The sequence below is a fragment of the Variovorax atrisoli genome (assembly GCF_014195185.1).
Taxonomy (GTDB): domain Bacteria; phylum Pseudomonadota; class Gammaproteobacteria; order Burkholderiales; family Burkholderiaceae_C; genus Variovorax; species Variovorax atrisoli.
Genome location: NZ_JACIBG010000009.1, coordinates 131211 through 145459, shown reverse-complemented (window position 1 = coordinate 145459; position 14249 = coordinate 131211). Strand labels below are relative to the sequence as shown.

Annotated in this window: 15 protein-coding genes; 11 read left to right on the top strand and 4 right to left on the bottom strand. The window is 69.5% G+C overall.

The window, feature by feature from the left end:
- Positions 1 to 232 precede the first annotated feature (232 nt).
- Positions 233 to 478, top strand: coding sequence for a hypothetical protein (locus FHY06_RS27875; protein ID WP_126184758.1), 246 nt, complete (start codon positions 233 to 235; stop codon positions 476 to 478).
- Between the two features lie 31 nt (positions 479 to 509).
- Here FHY06_RS27875 and FHY06_RS27870 read toward each other — a convergent pair whose 3' ends face one another.
- Entirely contained in the window at positions 510 to 1379 is an 870-nt protein-coding gene (locus tag FHY06_RS27870; RefSeq protein WP_019656327.1) for a UDP-2,3-diacylglucosamine diphosphatase, read from the bottom strand.
- A gap of 94 nt (positions 1380 to 1473) precedes the next feature.
- Here FHY06_RS27870 and FHY06_RS27865 point away from each other — a divergent pair, with 94 nt between their 5' ends.
- Positions 1474 to 3222 carry a lysoplasmalogenase family protein gene (locus FHY06_RS27865; RefSeq protein ID WP_184607021.1) on the top strand — a complete coding sequence of 583 codons (1749 nt, stop codon included), beginning with the start codon at positions 1474 to 1476 and terminating at the stop codon, positions 3220 to 3222.
- 249 nt (positions 3223 to 3471) lie between these two features.
- Here FHY06_RS27865 and dmeF read toward each other — a convergent pair whose 3' ends face one another.
- Together dmeF and ruvB are read right to left on the bottom strand one after the other, a co-directional pair.
- Positions 3472 to 4446 carry a CDF family Co(II)/Ni(II) efflux transporter DmeF gene (gene dmeF / locus FHY06_RS27860; protein WP_132753472.1) on the bottom strand — a complete coding sequence of 325 codons (975 nt, stop codon included), beginning with the start codon at positions 4444 to 4446 and terminating at the stop codon, positions 3472 to 3474.
- 5 nt (positions 4447 to 4451) lie between these two features.
- A complete protein-coding gene (ruvB, locus tag FHY06_RS27855; protein ID WP_019656330.1) occupies positions 4452 to 5516 on the bottom strand; it encodes a Holliday junction branch migration DNA helicase RuvB in 1065 nt (354 codons plus the stop codon).
- A 169-nt stretch (positions 5517 to 5685) separates the two neighbouring features.
- Here ruvB and FHY06_RS27850 point away from each other — a divergent pair, with 169 nt between their 5' ends.
- From FHY06_RS27850 to FHY06_RS27820, 7 genes are all read left to right on the top strand, one after another.
- Entirely contained in the window at positions 5686 to 6312 is a 627-nt protein-coding gene (locus tag FHY06_RS27850; protein WP_184607019.1) for a CDP-alcohol phosphatidyltransferase family protein, read from the top strand.
- Positions 6309 to 8075 (top strand): bifunctional alpha/beta hydrolase/class I SAM-dependent methyltransferase, encoded by a 1767-nt coding sequence (locus FHY06_RS27845; RefSeq protein WP_184607018.1) that lies wholly within the window; start codon positions 6309 to 6311, stop codon positions 8073 to 8075. Before FHY06_RS27850 ends, FHY06_RS27845 begins: the two co-directional genes overlap by 4 nt.
- Positions 8072 to 9415, top strand: a complete 1344-nt coding sequence (locus FHY06_RS27840; protein ID WP_184607017.1) for a phosphatase PAP2/dual specificity phosphatase family protein — start codon at positions 8072 to 8074, stop codon at positions 9413 to 9415. The genes FHY06_RS27845 and FHY06_RS27840 overlap by 4 nt, the downstream gene beginning before the upstream one ends.
- The gene (locus tag FHY06_RS27835; protein ID WP_019656334.1) at positions 9405 to 9851 is read left to right on the top strand and encodes a hypothetical protein; all 447 of its coding nucleotides are present in this window, start codon (positions 9405 to 9407) and stop codon (positions 9849 to 9851) included. The genes FHY06_RS27840 and FHY06_RS27835 overlap by 11 nt, the downstream gene beginning before the upstream one ends.
- Before the next feature lie 124 nt (positions 9852 to 9975).
- On the top strand, positions 9976 to 10701 hold the full coding sequence (locus tag FHY06_RS27830; protein ID WP_019656335.1) for a lysophospholipid acyltransferase family protein: 726 nt from the start codon (positions 9976 to 9978) through the stop codon (positions 10699 to 10701).
- Entirely contained in the window at positions 10698 to 11654 is a 957-nt protein-coding gene (locus FHY06_RS27825; RefSeq protein ID WP_184607016.1) for a phosphatidate cytidylyltransferase, read from the top strand. Before FHY06_RS27830 ends, FHY06_RS27825 begins: the two co-directional genes overlap by 4 nt.
- Positions 11651 to 12244 (top strand): YdeI/OmpD-associated family protein, encoded by a 594-nt coding sequence (locus FHY06_RS27820; RefSeq protein ID WP_184607014.1) that lies wholly within the window; start codon positions 11651 to 11653, stop codon positions 12242 to 12244. Before FHY06_RS27825 ends, FHY06_RS27820 begins: the two co-directional genes overlap by 4 nt.
- Before the next feature lie 20 nt (positions 12245 to 12264).
- Here FHY06_RS27820 and FHY06_RS27815 read toward each other — a convergent pair whose 3' ends face one another.
- The gene (locus tag FHY06_RS27815) at positions 12265 to 12876 is read right to left on the bottom strand and encodes a Crp/Fnr family transcriptional regulator (protein WP_126184766.1); all 612 of its coding nucleotides are present in this window, start codon (positions 12874 to 12876) and stop codon (positions 12265 to 12267) included.
- Here FHY06_RS27815 and FHY06_RS27810 point away from each other — a divergent pair.
- Both FHY06_RS27810 and FHY06_RS27805 read left to right on the top strand, forming a co-directional pair.
- Positions 12875 to 13030 carry a hypothetical protein gene (locus tag FHY06_RS27810; RefSeq protein ID WP_019656339.1) on the top strand — a complete coding sequence of 52 codons (156 nt, stop codon included), beginning with the start codon at positions 12875 to 12877 and terminating at the stop codon, positions 13028 to 13030. The genes FHY06_RS27815 and FHY06_RS27810 overlap by 2 nt on opposite strands.
- A gap of 135 nt (positions 13031 to 13165) precedes the next feature.
- A complete protein-coding gene (locus FHY06_RS27805; protein WP_020723221.1) occupies positions 13166 to 14230 on the top strand; it encodes a porin in 1065 nt (354 codons plus the stop codon).
- The last annotated feature ends 19 nt before the right edge of the window (positions 14231 to 14249 follow it).

The window sequence follows — 14249 nt, the reverse complement described above, 5'->3', positions numbered from 1 at the left end:
CGGGAATGCCCTGACCGAGTGTGATGCCGTCCGGGCCGGCCGACATCGTCGGATCGGACGAACGTGGCGGCGCGACCCATGCATGCACTGCGGAGGCTCACGGATTTCCGTGGAACCTGGTTTGCATGCGGGATAGTCCGATACGGCGGGCCATCGGTTGCTGCTTCAATCGTTCGCGGGGAGCTGTTCCGTGGGGCAGAGAAGAAAGAGCCGCCCTCGAAGGAGCACTGCAGTGAGCACTGTCATTCCCGGCTTTCCGCACAGCAGCGTCGAGCGCCTGTGCGACTACGAGCTGCCGGAACAGCCCGGCGCCACGCCTGCCCTCGATCCACCCGATTCCGACGGCCCCGAGAACCTCGCGCTGGCCTGGTGGCTGTGGATGGACGAGCTGGGCAGGAGCATGCTGAAGCACTACGACGCCTGGCGCGAGCAGCTTGACCGGGCGACGAGCACGACCGGGCGCGACCGCAGAGGCTAAGCGCGGCAGCCCTGCCTCTTTTTTCCGCGCTTCAGGCGGCGACGGCCTCGCGCTGCGGCGTCGCCTTCGACGGCACGGGCATGTGCCTGGCCCAGTCGATGATTTCGAGCGTGCCGTCGGCATGCTCGGCCAGCGCCGTGAGGCTCTCGACCCAGTCGCCGTCGTTGCAGTAGAGGATGCCGTCGATGTCGCGCATCTCGGCATGGTGGATGTGGCCGCAGACCACACCCTGCGCGCCGCGCTTGCTGGCCTCGCGCGCCACGGCCACTTCGAAGTCGCCCACGTAGCTCACGGCGCGCTTCACCTTGCCCTTGAGGTACTTGGAAAGCGACCAGTAAGGCAGCCCCATGCGCGCGCGCAGCGAATTGAGGTGGCGGTTGAGCTTGAGCGTGAACTCGTAGAGCGAGTCGCCCACGTAGGCCAGCCACTTGGCGCACTGGATCACGCCGTCGAACAGGTCGCCGTGGATGATCCAGAGCTTGCGGCCGTCGGCCGTCTCGTGGATCCATTCGTCGGCCACGTCGATGCCGCCGAAGTTGTGGTGCAGGTACTTGCGGGCGAACTCGTCGTGGTTGCCCGGGATGAAGATCACGCGCGTGCCCTTGCGCGCCTTGCGCAGCAGCTTCTGGATCACGTCGTTGTGCGCCTGCGGCCAGTACCAGTGCCGCTTGAGCTGCCAGCCGTCGATGATGTCGCCGACCAGGAACAGCGTCTCGCACTCTGTGTGCTTGAGGAAATCGAGCAGGGCCCGGGCCTGGCAGCCGGGGGTGCCCAGGTGCAGGTCGGAGATCCAGAGGGTGCGGAAGTGCAGCGGCGGACGCCCGCGATCGTCGTCCTCCGGGTCGAGTGCCCGGGCCGCGGTGTCGCGCCATGCGCGAAGGAAAGCGTCGTCGCGTTGCATGGCCCGGTAGGCTCCCACCGCCGGGTGACCGTACGATGGCGACCCCGTGACATCCCGGTGACTTGTGGCAGTGCAGCAACGCCACAATCGCGCGATGCGACCTGGCCAGATCATCGTTCTTGCGACACCCGTCTTCTTCCTGCTGATGGGGGTCGAGTTCGCGGTCGGCCGCGCCCGCGCCCGCCGCGGCACCGGGCAGGACACCTACCGCCTCGCCGACGCCATCAACAGCGTCGGGCTGGGCATGCTCAGCCAGGTCAGCGCGGTGCTCACCGGCCTGCTGCGCATCGGCATCTACACGGCCGTGTACTCGGCGATCTCGCTCTTTCCGCAGGAAGCGGCCCGGCAGTTCTGGACCACCTGGTACGGCTGGCTGCTGGCGCTCGTGTTCTACGACTTCTGCTACTACTGGCTGCACCGCATGGGCCACGAGTCGGCCGTGCTGTGGGCTGCGCACGTGGTGCACCACCAGAGCCAGCACTACAACCTCTCGACCGCGCTGCGCCAGACCTCCAGCGGCGCGCTGCTGGGCTGGATCTTCTACCTGCCGATGGCGGTGGCCGGCGTGCCGCCGCTGGTGTTCGGCGTGGTGGCGCTCGTCGACCTGCTCTACCAGTTCTGGGTGCACACCGAGCAGGTGGGCAGGCTGGGCTGGTTCGACCGCTGGTTCTGCTCGCCCTCGAACCACCGCGTGCACCACGCGGTGAACGACAAGTACCTCGACCGCAACTACGGCGGCGTCCTGATCGTGTGGGACCGCATCTTCGGCACCTTCCGCGAGGAGGACGAGCGCTGCATCTACGGCACGCGCGGCGGGCTGCGCAGCTGGGACCCGCTGTGGGCCAACGCCGAGGTCTACTGGGCGCTCGCGAAGGATTCATGGCACGCGCGCAGCTGGGCCGACAAGCTGCGCGTGTGGCTCAAGCCGCCGGGCTGGCGGCCGGCGGACGTGGCGGCGCGCTTTCCCAAGCCGGCCTTCGACATCGCGAAGGTGACGCGCTACGAGCCGGCGGTGAGCGCGGGCGTGCAGTGGTTCGCGGGCATCCAGTTCCTGCTGCTGGTCGGGTGCGCTGTGGTCTTCCTGTGGTTCTCCGACCTCATGCCGCTGTCGCATTCCGGAGTCTGGCTGGCCGCGCTGACGGCCATGCTGTGGGCGATCGGCGGCGTGCTGCAGGGGCGGCTGACGGTCACCGAGGTGCTGCTGATCGAGACCGCAGCCCTGGCCACGGCCAGCGCGGCACTGGGCATCGGCTGGCTGCACCACGTCTTCAAGCCGCTGGCCCTGTCGATCGCGATCTTCCTCGCGGCCCGGCGGGCGCTCGCGGCCGGCCCGGTCACCGGCTTCGACGGCCTGCTGGTGGCGGGCCTGGTCGCTTCGCTGGCAGGCGACGTGCTGCTGATGGGGCCGGCCGGGATGTTCGTGCCCGGCCTCGTGTGCTTCCTGCTGGCCCACCTCGCCTACATCGCGCTGTTCCGCATCGGCGTGGGACTGTTCCCGCGCCCCGGGGCGCTGGCGGCCACGCTGCTGGTCGGCGCGGCGATGTACGCCTTCCTCTGGCATGGCGGGCTGCCGGCGGCGCTGCGGATTCCGGTCGGCGCCTATGTGGTGGTGATCGCCTGCATGGCGGCGCAGGCCATCGGGCGCGCGGCGGTGCTGCGCCGGACCGACCCATCGGCGCCATGGGTGGCGGTGGGTGCCTGCTTCTTCATGCTGAGCGACTCGCTGCTGGCGATCAACCGGTTCGTGATGCCGCTGCCGCTGCCGCAGCTGTGGGTGCTGGCGACGTACTACGCGGCGCAGGTGTTGATCGTGCGGCACGCGAGGCGCAGCGCCTCGATTTGACTTGCTCCGTCCCCTTCCGGGGGAGGGCCGGGGTGGGGGCAGGCGGCGTTGGAATGGGCACGCTGTCGTGCCCCCATCCCAACCTTCCCCCAAAGGGGGAAGGAGAAAGAACAGGGCGCCCAGGTCAATTGACTTCGGCTCGCTCCCTCCCCCGCTGGGGGAGGGTTGGGGTGGGGCAGGCGGCGTTGGAATGGTCGCGCCGTCGTGCCCCCATCCCAGCCTTGCCCCAGCGGGGGAAGGAGGAAGAACCTAATCCACGCAGCGCTGGATTTCCACCGTCGAGTGGCGGATCTCCTCGTGCATCGAGAAGCAGGCCCGCACCTGGTCGGCGGTGAGCGTCGGCGAGTGGGTCACCACGGTGAGCGCGCAGGCGTAGGCGTCGCGGCCCACGCGCCACACGTGCAGGTCGGCCACGCGGGTCTCGGAATCGGCCAGCAGGGTCTCGACGCCTTCCTTGATTTCCGCGGTGACGGGGTGGTCCATCTCGCGGTCGAGCAGCACCTTGCCGGTCTCCTTCAGCAGCCCCTTGGCCCAGGCCGCCACCAGCACCGCGCCGACGATGCCCATCGCCGGGTCGAGCCAGGCCCAGCCGTAGAACCAGCCGCCCAGCAGCGCCGCGATGGCGAGCACCGAGGTGGCGGCGTCGGCCACGACGTGCAGGTAGGCCGAACGCAGGTTCAGGTCGTGGCCATGGCCGTGGTGATCGTGATGGCCGTGCCCATGGTGATGGTCGTCGTGTGCATGTCCATGGTCGTGCCCGTGATGGTGATGCGCCCCGCCCAGCAGCCGCGCACAGACCAGGTTGACCACCAGCCCCAGCACCGCCACGGCGATGGCCTCGGGGTAATGGATGGCCGAGGGCGACCACAGCCGCTCCAGCGAGCCCACCACCATCAGCGCCGCCACGCCCAGCAGCGCCAGCGCGCTCGCGAAGCCGCCCAGCACCTCGATCTTCCAGGTGCCGAAGGCGAAGCGCGGGTCGCGCGCATAGCGGCGCGCGGCGGCATAGGCGAAGGCGCTCAGGCCGATGGCCAGCGCGTGCGAGCTCATGTGCCAGCCGTCGGCCAGCAGCGCCATCGAGTTGAACCACCATCCGGCGCCGATCTCGACGACCATCATCGCGAAGGTGATCCACATCACCAGGCGCGTGCTGCGCTCGGCGGAAGAGGTGTCGGCGCCGAAATGGTGGTCGTGCTGCCAGGCGCTCAGGTCATGGGTGTGCATGGGAATCAGGCTCCAAAGAGATCGGGGCCGTCGGCACGGCCGGAGGGCGGGGCCACGCCCAGGTGGCGGTAGGCGGCCAGCGTGGCGATGCGTCCGCGCGGCGTGCGCTGCAGGTAGCCCTGCTGGATCAGGTAGGGCTCGATCACGTCCTCGATGGTGTCGCGCTCCTCGCCGATGCTGGCGGCCACGTTGTCCAGGCCGACCGGGCCGCCGTCGAAGCGGTGGATGACGGCCTCCAGCAGCTTGCGGTCCATCAGGTCGAAGCCCTGCGGATCGACGTCGAGCATGGCCAGCGCGCGATGCGCGATGTCTTCGGTGATGCGGCCGTTGCCCTTGACCTCGGCGTAGTCGCGCACGCGGCGCAGCAGGCGGTTGGCGATGCGGGGCGTGCCGCGCGAGCGGCGGGCGATCTCGAAGCCGCCGGCCGCATCGGCCTCCACCTTCAGCAGGCCGGCGCTGCGGTGCACGATCAGCGCGAGCTCCTCGGGCGTGTAGAACTCCAGCCGCGCGACGATGCCGAAGCGGTCGCGCAGCGGGTTGGTCAGCATGCCGGCGCGGGTGGTGGCGCCCACCAGCGTGAAGGGCTGCAGGTCGAGCTTGATGCTGCGCGCCGCGGGGCCCTCGCCGATCATGATGTCGATCTGGTAGTCCTCCAGCGCCGGATACAGGATTTCCTCGACGACCGGGCTCAGCCGGTGGATCTCGTCGATGAAGAGCACGTCGTTCGGCTCCAGGTTGGTCAGCAGCGCCGCCAGGTCCTTGGGCTTCTCGAGCACGGGGCCGGAAGTCTGGCGCAGGTTGACGCCGAGTTCGGCCGCGACGATGTGCGACAGCGTGGTCTTGCCCAGGCCCGGCGGGCCGAAAAGCAGCACGTGGTCGAGGGCTTCCTTCCGCTTGCGCGCGGCGCCGATGAAGATCTCGAGCTGCTCGCGCACCTTGGCCTGGCCGACGTACTCGTCGAGCAGCTTGGGGCGCAGGGCCCGTTCGATCGCCTCCTCGTTGGGCGATGCGGGGGCCGCGGACACCACGCGTTGGGGGGCGGGCGCGAAGTCGTCTGTCTGGATGGTCATTTGCTGGAAGTGTGCGCCGACGAGTTTAGTCCCGAGCGCCGCGCCGGGCCGCCCCAAGCAAGCGAGCGCCCCCTCGGGGGGCAGCGAGGACACGCAGTGCCGAGCGTGGGGGGCCGTCCTTCACTGGCAGAATGCTTCGGCCATATAACGAACGAGGGGAAGCCAGCACGTGTCGATCTACGAACTGAAGCCGCGTTTCCAGGCACTGCTGCGGCCGCTGGTGGTCCGCCTGCATGCGATGGGCGTCACCGCCAACCAGGTGACGCTGGCGGCATGCGCGGTATCGGTGGCGCTCGGACTCTGGCTCTTCTTCGCGGCGCCCTCGCTGGCGGCCTTCGGGCTCATCCCGCTGTGGATGTTCCTGCGCATGGCCTTCAACGCCATCGACGGCATGCTGGCGCGCGAGCACAACCAGCAAAGCAGGCTCGGCGCCTTCCTCAACGAACTGACCGACGTGGTCTCCGACGCGGCGCTGTACCTGCCCTTCGCGCTGGTGCAGCCCTTCGGCGGCTTCTGGGTCGGCGCCGTGATCGTGCTGGCCGGGCTGAGCGAATTCGCCGGCGCGCTGGGCCCCACGGTCGGCGCCTCGCGCCGCTACGACGGCCCGCTGGGCAAGAGCGACCGGGCCTTCGTTTTCGGCGCGCTCGGCCTGTACGTGGCGCTGGGCGGGCCGCTGCCGGGCTGGACGGCCTGGCTGATGCCGCTGCTGGCCGCGCTCGTGGCCTGGACCACCATCAACCGCATCCGCCGGGCACTGGCGGAGGCAGACGACAAGAATTCAACAGGGACTCAATGACAAACACGACTCCTCGCATCGCCGAAGAACTCCACTTCCAGACGCACGACGGCGAATCGCTCTTCTACCGCCGCTGGCCCGCCATCGGCGCCGCACGGCGCGGCGCCGTGCTGCTGTTCCACCGCGGCCACGAGCACGGCGCGCGCATGGCGCACCTGGTCGACGAGCTCGACCTGCCCGACTTCGACTTCTACGCCTGGGACGCCCGCGGCCACGGCCGCTCGCCCGGCCAGCGCGGCTACAGCCCCAGCTTCGGCACCTCGGTGCGCGACGTGCAGACCTTCGTGCAGCACATCGGCGCCGTGCACGGCGTGCCCGAGCACGACATCCACGTGGTCGCGCAGAGCGTGGGCGCGGTGCTGATCGCCACCTGGGCGCACGACTACGCGCCCAAGGTGCGCGGCCTCACGCTCGCCTCGCCGGCCTTCAAGGTCAAGCTCTACGTGCCCTTCGCGCGGCCGGGCCTGGCGCTGATGCACAAGCTGCGCGGGCTCTTCTTCGTCAACAGCTACGTGAAGGCGAAGTTCCTCACGCACGACCCCGAGCGCATCGCCAGCTACGAGAGCGATCCGCTCATCAGCCGGCCGATCGCGGTCAACATCCTGCTGGGCCTGTACGAGGCGGCCGAGCGCGTGGTGGCCGACGCCAACGCGATCACGCTGCCGGTGCAGCTGCTCATCTCGGGCGCCGACTGGGTGGTGCACCACAAGCCGCAGCACCAGTTCTTCGAGCGACTGGGCAGTGCGGTCAAGACCAAGGTCGAGCTGCCGGGCTTCTTCCACGACACGCTGGGCGAGAAGGACCGGGCGCCGGCCGTGGCGCAGATCCGCGAATTCATCCTGCAGCGCTTCGACGAGCCCGCCGTGCCGGTCGACCGCCGCGAGGCGCACCTCAGCGGCGAGACGGCCGAGGAGTCGCGCGCGCTGGCCGAGCCGCTCTCGCCCCTGTCGCCGCGCGGCGCCTACTGGGCCATCACCCGCGCCGGGCTGAAGCTGGGCGGCACCATGTCGGAAGGCATCAGGCTCGGCCACGAAACGGGCTTCGACTCCGGCAGCACGCTCGACTACGTCTACCGCAACCATCCGCAGGGCAGCTCGTTCATCGGCCGCTCCATCGACAAGACCTACCTGGGGTCGATCGGCTGGCGCGGCATCCGCCAGCGCAAGATCCACGTCGAGGAGCTGCTGCGCATCGCGATGGAGCGGCTGGCCGAGATGCACCGCGAGGTGCGCGTGATGGACATCGCCGCCGGCCACGGCCGCTACGTGCTCGACGCGGTGCTGGCGAGCCCCGTCAAGGCGAGCTCGATCCTGCTGCGCGACTACAGCGACATCAACGTGCGCGACGGCCGCGCGCTCATCGCCGAGAAGGGCCTGGAAGACGTCGCCCAGTTCGTGCAGGCCGACGCCTTCGACCGCATGAGCCTGGCCAGCGTCACGCCACGGCCCACGCTGGCCGTGGTGTCGGGCCTGTACGAGCTCTTCCCCGACAACGAGATGGTGCGCCGCTCGCTCGCGGGCGTGGGCGACGCGGTGGAAGACCGCGGCTACCTGGTCTACACCGGCCAGCCCTGGCACCCGCAGCTCGAGATGATCGCGCGCGCCCTCACCAGCCACCGCCAGGGCGAGGCCTGGGTGATGCGCCGCCGCACTCAGTACGAGATGGACCAGCTGGTGGAGGAAGCCGGCTTCCGCAAGATCGACCAGCGGGTGGACGAGTGGGGCATCTTCACGGTGTCGCTGGCGGTGCGCGTCACGCAATGACGAGCACCCCACGGCCCTGGAAGCGCGCCGCCGCCTGGCTGGTGCTGCTAGGACCGCTGTTCTACGCGACCTACGGCTTCGCGAACTGGTGGGCCACCACGCGCGCCAATGTGCCGTCGATGGCCTTCGAGTGGGAGCGGCACGTGCCGTTCTGGCCGTGGACCATCTTCCCGTACTGGACGATCAACGCCTTCTACGCGCTGTCGCTCTTCCTCGCGCGCAGCAGGCACGCGCTCGACCGGCATGCGCTGCGGCTGCTGACGGCGACGCTCGTCGCCTGCACCTGCTTCGTGCTGTGGCCGCTGCACTTCAGCTTCGGACAGCCGCCGGTCGACGGCGCGCCGGCCTTCCTGTTCAACGCGCTGCGGGGCTTCGACCAGCCCTTCAACCAGGCGCCCTCGCTGCACATTGCGCTGGCGGTGATCCTGTGGGACTGGTACCGGCAGTTCATCCGGCCGCTGTGGGCTCGGCTGGTGCTGCATGTGTGGGCCTTCGCCATATGCGCCTCGGTGCTCACGACCTGGCAGCACCATTTCATCGACATCCCGACCGGTGCGCTGCTGGGCCTGTTCTGCGTGTGGCTGTGGCCGCTGGAGCGCGTGGTGTCGATGCCGCGCGCATGGCGTACCACGCGCGACCCGCAGCGCTGGAAGCTGGCCGGCTTCTACACGGTGGGTGCGGCACTGTTCCTGGCGGCGGCGCTCTACGGCGGCGGCATCGCGCTGTGGCTCGCGTGGCCGGCTGCCTCGCTGGCTCTGGTGGCGCTGAACTACGCGGGCTTCGGCGCGCGCGGCTTCCAGATGGATGGCCGCGGCCGCATGGGCTGGGCGGCGCGCTGGATGCTGGCGCCCTACCGGCTCGGCGCCGCCGTCAATGCCTGGCTCTGGACGCGCAGCCTGCCGGCCTCGGTCGAGGTGGTGCCGGGCCTGCGGCTGGGCCGGCGGCCGACGCATGCCGAGTGGCTGGCCGCCGGCCGGCCCCGGCTGGTGAGCCTGTGCGCCGAGCTGCAGATGCCCGCCGGCGTGCCGCACGCGCGCTGCGTGCCGGTGCTCGACCTGACGGTGCCGCCCACCGTGCGCCTGCAGCGCGCGGCCGTCGTCATCGAAGGCCGGCGCAGGAGCGCGGACGGTGCCACAGTGTGGGTCTGCTGCGCGCTCGGCTTCTCGCGCAGCGCGGCGGCGGTGATCGCCTGGCTGGGCCGCTACGGGGCGGCCGGCGGCGTCGCCCAGGCCGAGGACGCGGTGCGCCGGGCACGGCCGCAGATCGTGCTGCGGGATGCGTGGCGGGTCTCCCTGGAGCCGTTCGAGCCCTTGCAGGAGGTGCCGCCCCATGACCGATGACAACGACAGAACCACCTGCGCCGCGCTCGCGGCGCTGCTGCGCGCCGTGGCGCTTCTGGCCCTCTGGGGCTTCGCGCTCACCTGCATCTCGGCACTGGTGCTCGCGCTGACGCTGCGCTCGCTCTCCACCACCGCCACCATGGGCTTCGGCGCGGTCGTCATCCTCGGCGCGCTGGAGCGCTACTTCGCGTTCCGGCTGCGCTTCGACGAGGCGCTGTTCGACGGCCTCGCTCGCAACACCGTCGCCTCGCTCGACGCACTCGACCGCGCGCTCGCCTCCCTCGGGCTGCGCGAGCCGCCGGCTTCGCAGCATGCGCCCCGCCCGCTCGACGACCGCGTGCAGGGCACCCGCCAGCTCATGCAGCGCCACGCCATCGTGGTGGCCTGCCAGAGCGCCATGTTCCTACTAGCCTTGATGACACAGGACTTGTCATGACTCTCCCCCAGGCTTGCCCACTGCGTGTGGCCTCCTCCCCCCTCGCCGGGGGCCGCACCGGCGGCCCGGCAAAGCCGGTTCCGCGGTGCACACCAAACCAGCCGTTCACCCCGGAGGCGACGCTTTGAGCGACAGCACGGACAAGCCCGAAAGCACCGTGCTGCGGCGCGGCCTCGCCATCGTCGCGGGCAAGCTCATCATCGGCGCGGCCGGGCTGCTGACCGGCGTGCGCGCCATCTGGTCGGGCTCCACGCCCAAGGCCGAGCAGACGCTTTACTTCGCCAATCACACGAGCCACGGCGACTTCGTGCTGCTGTGGGCTACGCTGCCGCCCGACCTGCGCGCGCTCACGCGGCCGGTGGCCGGACAGGACTACTGGATGGCCTCGAAGCTGCGGCAGTTCATCGGCATCGATGTGTTCAACGCGCTGATGATCCGCCGCGACGGCTCGGGCCAGGGCGAGAACCCGGTCGAGCAGATGAAGCAGGCGCTGGACGCCGGCGACTCGCTCATCATGTTCCCGGAAGGCACGCGCAACACCGGCGACGAGATCCTGCTGCCGCTCAAGAGCGGCCTCTTCCACCTGGCGCGCGCCTGCCCCAACGTGCGGCTGGTGCCCGTATGGATCGAGAACCTCAAGCGCGTGCTGCCCAAGGGCACGCTGGTGCCGATCCCGCTGGCCTGCACGGTGCGCTTCGGCGCGCCGATCTCGCTGGCCGAGGGCGAAGACAAGAACAGCTTCATCGCCCGGGCCCGCACGGCGATGCTGGACCTGCGGCCCGAGTACGACCGCATCGAGGAGAACGGCACGGCCGGCAGCCAGAACGGCAACGGAGGGGCCGCAGCATGATCGAGCTCTCTCCCTTCGCGTGGACCACGCTCAAGCTCTTCGGCGGCGTGGCCGGCGTGCTGGTGCTGGCATCGGTCATCGGCGCGCTGCTCAAGTGGAAGGTGGCGCACGGCCAGCCGCACTCGGTGATCGACAACCTCAACTCGCGCGTCAACGCGTGGTGGGTGATGGTGGCGGTGATCGGCATCGCCTTCGCCTTCGGCAAGGGCGGCGTGATCGTGCTGTTCTACCTGATCTCGTTCTACGCGCTGCGCGAGTTCATCAGCCTCGCCTACACGCGCCGCGGCGACCATGCACCGATCGCACTGGCCTTCTACCTCGCGCTGCCGGGACAGTACTTCCTGATCTGGATCGACTGGTACGGGCTCTACGCCATCTACATCCCGGTGTATGCCTTCCTGCTGCTGCCCATTCTGGCGGCGGTGAGCGGCGACACGCGGCGCTTCCTGGAGCGCACCTCGAAGATCCAGTGGGGCCTGATGGTGTGCGTGTTCTGCATCAGCCACGTGCCCGCGCTGCTCACGCTGCAGATCCCGGGCTTCGAGGGCCGCAACCTGCTGCTGATCGCCTTCCTGGTGATCGTGGTGCAGGGCAGCGACGTGCTGCAGTACGTGTGGGGCAAGCTCTTGGGCAAGCGCAAGGTGGCGCCCGAACTCTCACCCTCCAAGACCTGGGAAGGCCTGGTCGGCGGCGTCGCGAGCGCCACCGCGCTGGGTGCCGCGCTCTACTGGGCCACGCCCTTCAACCCGTGGCAGGCGGCGCTGATGTCGCTCACCATCTGCCTCATGGGCTTCTTCGGCGGGCTGGTGATGTCGGCCATCAAGCGTGACCGCGGCGTGAAGGACTGGGGTTCGATGATCGAGGGCCATGGCGGCATGCTCGACCGGCTCGATTCGGTGATCTTCGCGGCGCCGATCTACTTCCACGCGCTGCGCTACTGGTGGGTGCCTTGAGCAAGACGGAAGAGCGCATCGTGCACGACACACCGGTGGAGTGCACCACCGCGGCCTCGTGGGCGCGCTGGCTCAAGCGCCACCATGCCAGCGCCGCCGGCGTGTGGCTTCGCATCGCAAAGAAAGACAGCGGCATCGCCTCCATCGACTATCCCGCCGCTGTGGAGGAAGCCCTGTGCTGGGGCTGGATCGACGGCCAGCGCAAGAGCCAGGACGAGCACTACTTCATGCAGCGCTTCACGCCGCGCACCCGGCGCAGCATCTGGTCGCAGGTCAACCGCGACAAGGTGACGAAGCTCATCGACGAAGGCCGCATGCAGCCGGCCGGCCATGCCGAGATCGAACGCGCGAAGGCCGACGGCCGCTGGGACGCGGCCTACGAGGGTGTCGCCAAGGCCACCGTGCCGCCCGACCTGCAGGCCGCGCTCGATGCCGACAGGAAGGCCGCGAAGTTCTTCGCCACGCTCGACTCGCGCAACCGCTTCGCGATCCTGTTCCGCACGCAGGGCGCCAAGAAGCCCGAGACCCGCGCACGCCGCATCGCACAGTTCGTGGAGATGCTGGCCAGGGGCGAGAAGATCTACCCCTGAGCCCCTGCTGAGTTTTCCGCTCAGGTGCCGGCCGCGATGCGCGCCAGCCGTTCGGCATCGACGATGCGGATGCGCTTGTAGCGCATGTCGATGGCGCCCTCTTCCACCAGGCGCCCCAGTTCCTTGTTGATGGTCTGGCGCGAGAGGCCGAGCATGGCCGCCAGGTCGTTCTGCGACAGGCGCACCAGCGGGCCGCCGTCGCTCTCTCCCGTTCCAGGTCCCTGCCCGTTGTAGAAGTGGACCAGGCTCATCAGCGTCGCGGCCACGCGCCCGTGGATCGAGTTGAGCATCTGGTTCTGCAGCAGCACGATGCTCAGCCGCTGGCGCTGCAGGCCGAGCTTGGCCACGTCGCGCCACAGCACCGGTTCGGCGTCGAGCACCGCGATCACGGCATCGCTGGGCAGGTGGATGATCACCGAGTCCTCGTGCGCGTGGTAGTCGTAGGGCAGCGGCACGTCCTCGAGCAGGCGCACCAGCGGCGCCACCTGGCCCGGCCCCAGCAGCGCATTGACGTACTTGCGCCCGTGGGTGCTCATGCTGCTGATCTCGAGGCAGCCCGACACCACCACCAGCAGCTCGCGCCGATGGCGGTCGTGCGCGAGCACCTGCGTGCGGCGGCTGTAGCGCTCCATGCGCGCGGACTTCATGAGCTCGGCGCGGCGCGCGTCGGGCCAGCGCGAGAACAGCTCGTTCCAGCGCAGCGCGCGCTCGATGAGCGCGGCGCTCTCTTCGGCGTTCCTGGGGGTCGAGCGAGGCGATCGGGTCAGCGGGTTCTCCCTGCCGTGATGTTCATGAATCTGTCAAAGCGTTGACAGATTCGGGAGGGCGTCATTTCTATCGTAAGCACCGGACATCCACAAGCACACAAGCGGCACCGCCATGCACCCGCATGCGGCAAGCCCTACCGGAGACAAGCAGCACATGAAGAAGACAGCAGCCGCCGGCCTTGCGCTGGCGGCCTATTCCTCGCTCACGCCGGCGCAGAGCAGCGTGACCATCTACGGCACGGTCGACCTCTACATGGCCTTTGCCAAGTCGGGCATCACCTCGTCGAAACGGCTGGAAGACGGCGGCCAGACCGCCTCGCGCCTGGGCTTTCGCGGCACCGAAGACCTCGGCGGCGGACTCAGCGCGCACTTCACGCTCGAAAGCGGCTTCGCGCCCGACACCGGCAACGGCACGCTGCCCGGGCCGGCCATGTCGTTCAGCCGGCAGTCCTTCGTCGGCCTGTCGGGGCCGTGGGGGCAGATCGACGCGGGGCGCATGTACACGCCGATGTTCTACACGCTGTTCAAGGCCGACCCGTACGGCGTGAACTCGGTGTTCTCGCCGATCAACCTGGTGGCCGCCACCGACGCGCAGCCGGGCCTCACGCCCTTCGCGGCCCGCGCGAGCAACATGGTCCGCTACCGCACGCCGGCCAGCAGCGACTTCTTCGCCGACATCGCCTACGCCCCCGGGGAATCGAGCGCGCCCAGCCACCAGAGCGGCAACTTCTACGGCGGCAGCCTCGGCTGGTCGCGCAAGCCCTACTACATCGCCTATGCGTTCCAGCGCGCGCGCTCCGGCTCAGCCGCCGCGCCCGTGGCCCAGCCGGCCGCCACCACCTACCAGGCGCTGAGCGGCGCCTACGAGCTGCCGGACATCGGGCTGCAGTTCTACGCCAACTACGTGCGCAACAGCTCGAACCTGCCGCGCGTACCCACGGCGAAGCTCGCGAGCCTGGGCGTCACCTACAACGTGACGCCCGCCTCGAACCTGATGTTCGAGGCCATGCAGCGCAAGGTGGACGACTCCAGCCGCTCGCAGCTGGCCTGGACGCTGGGCTACGACTACTACCTGAGCAAGCGCACCGTGCTCTACGCGCGCTGGCTGCGGTTGCTCAACCGCAACGGCGCCTCGGCCTCGCTCGCGACCATCACCGTCGCGCCCGACAGCGGCAACGGCGTGCGCGTGCTCGCCGCCGGCATCCGCCACAACTTCTGAAACCGCTCTTCCCGCATCG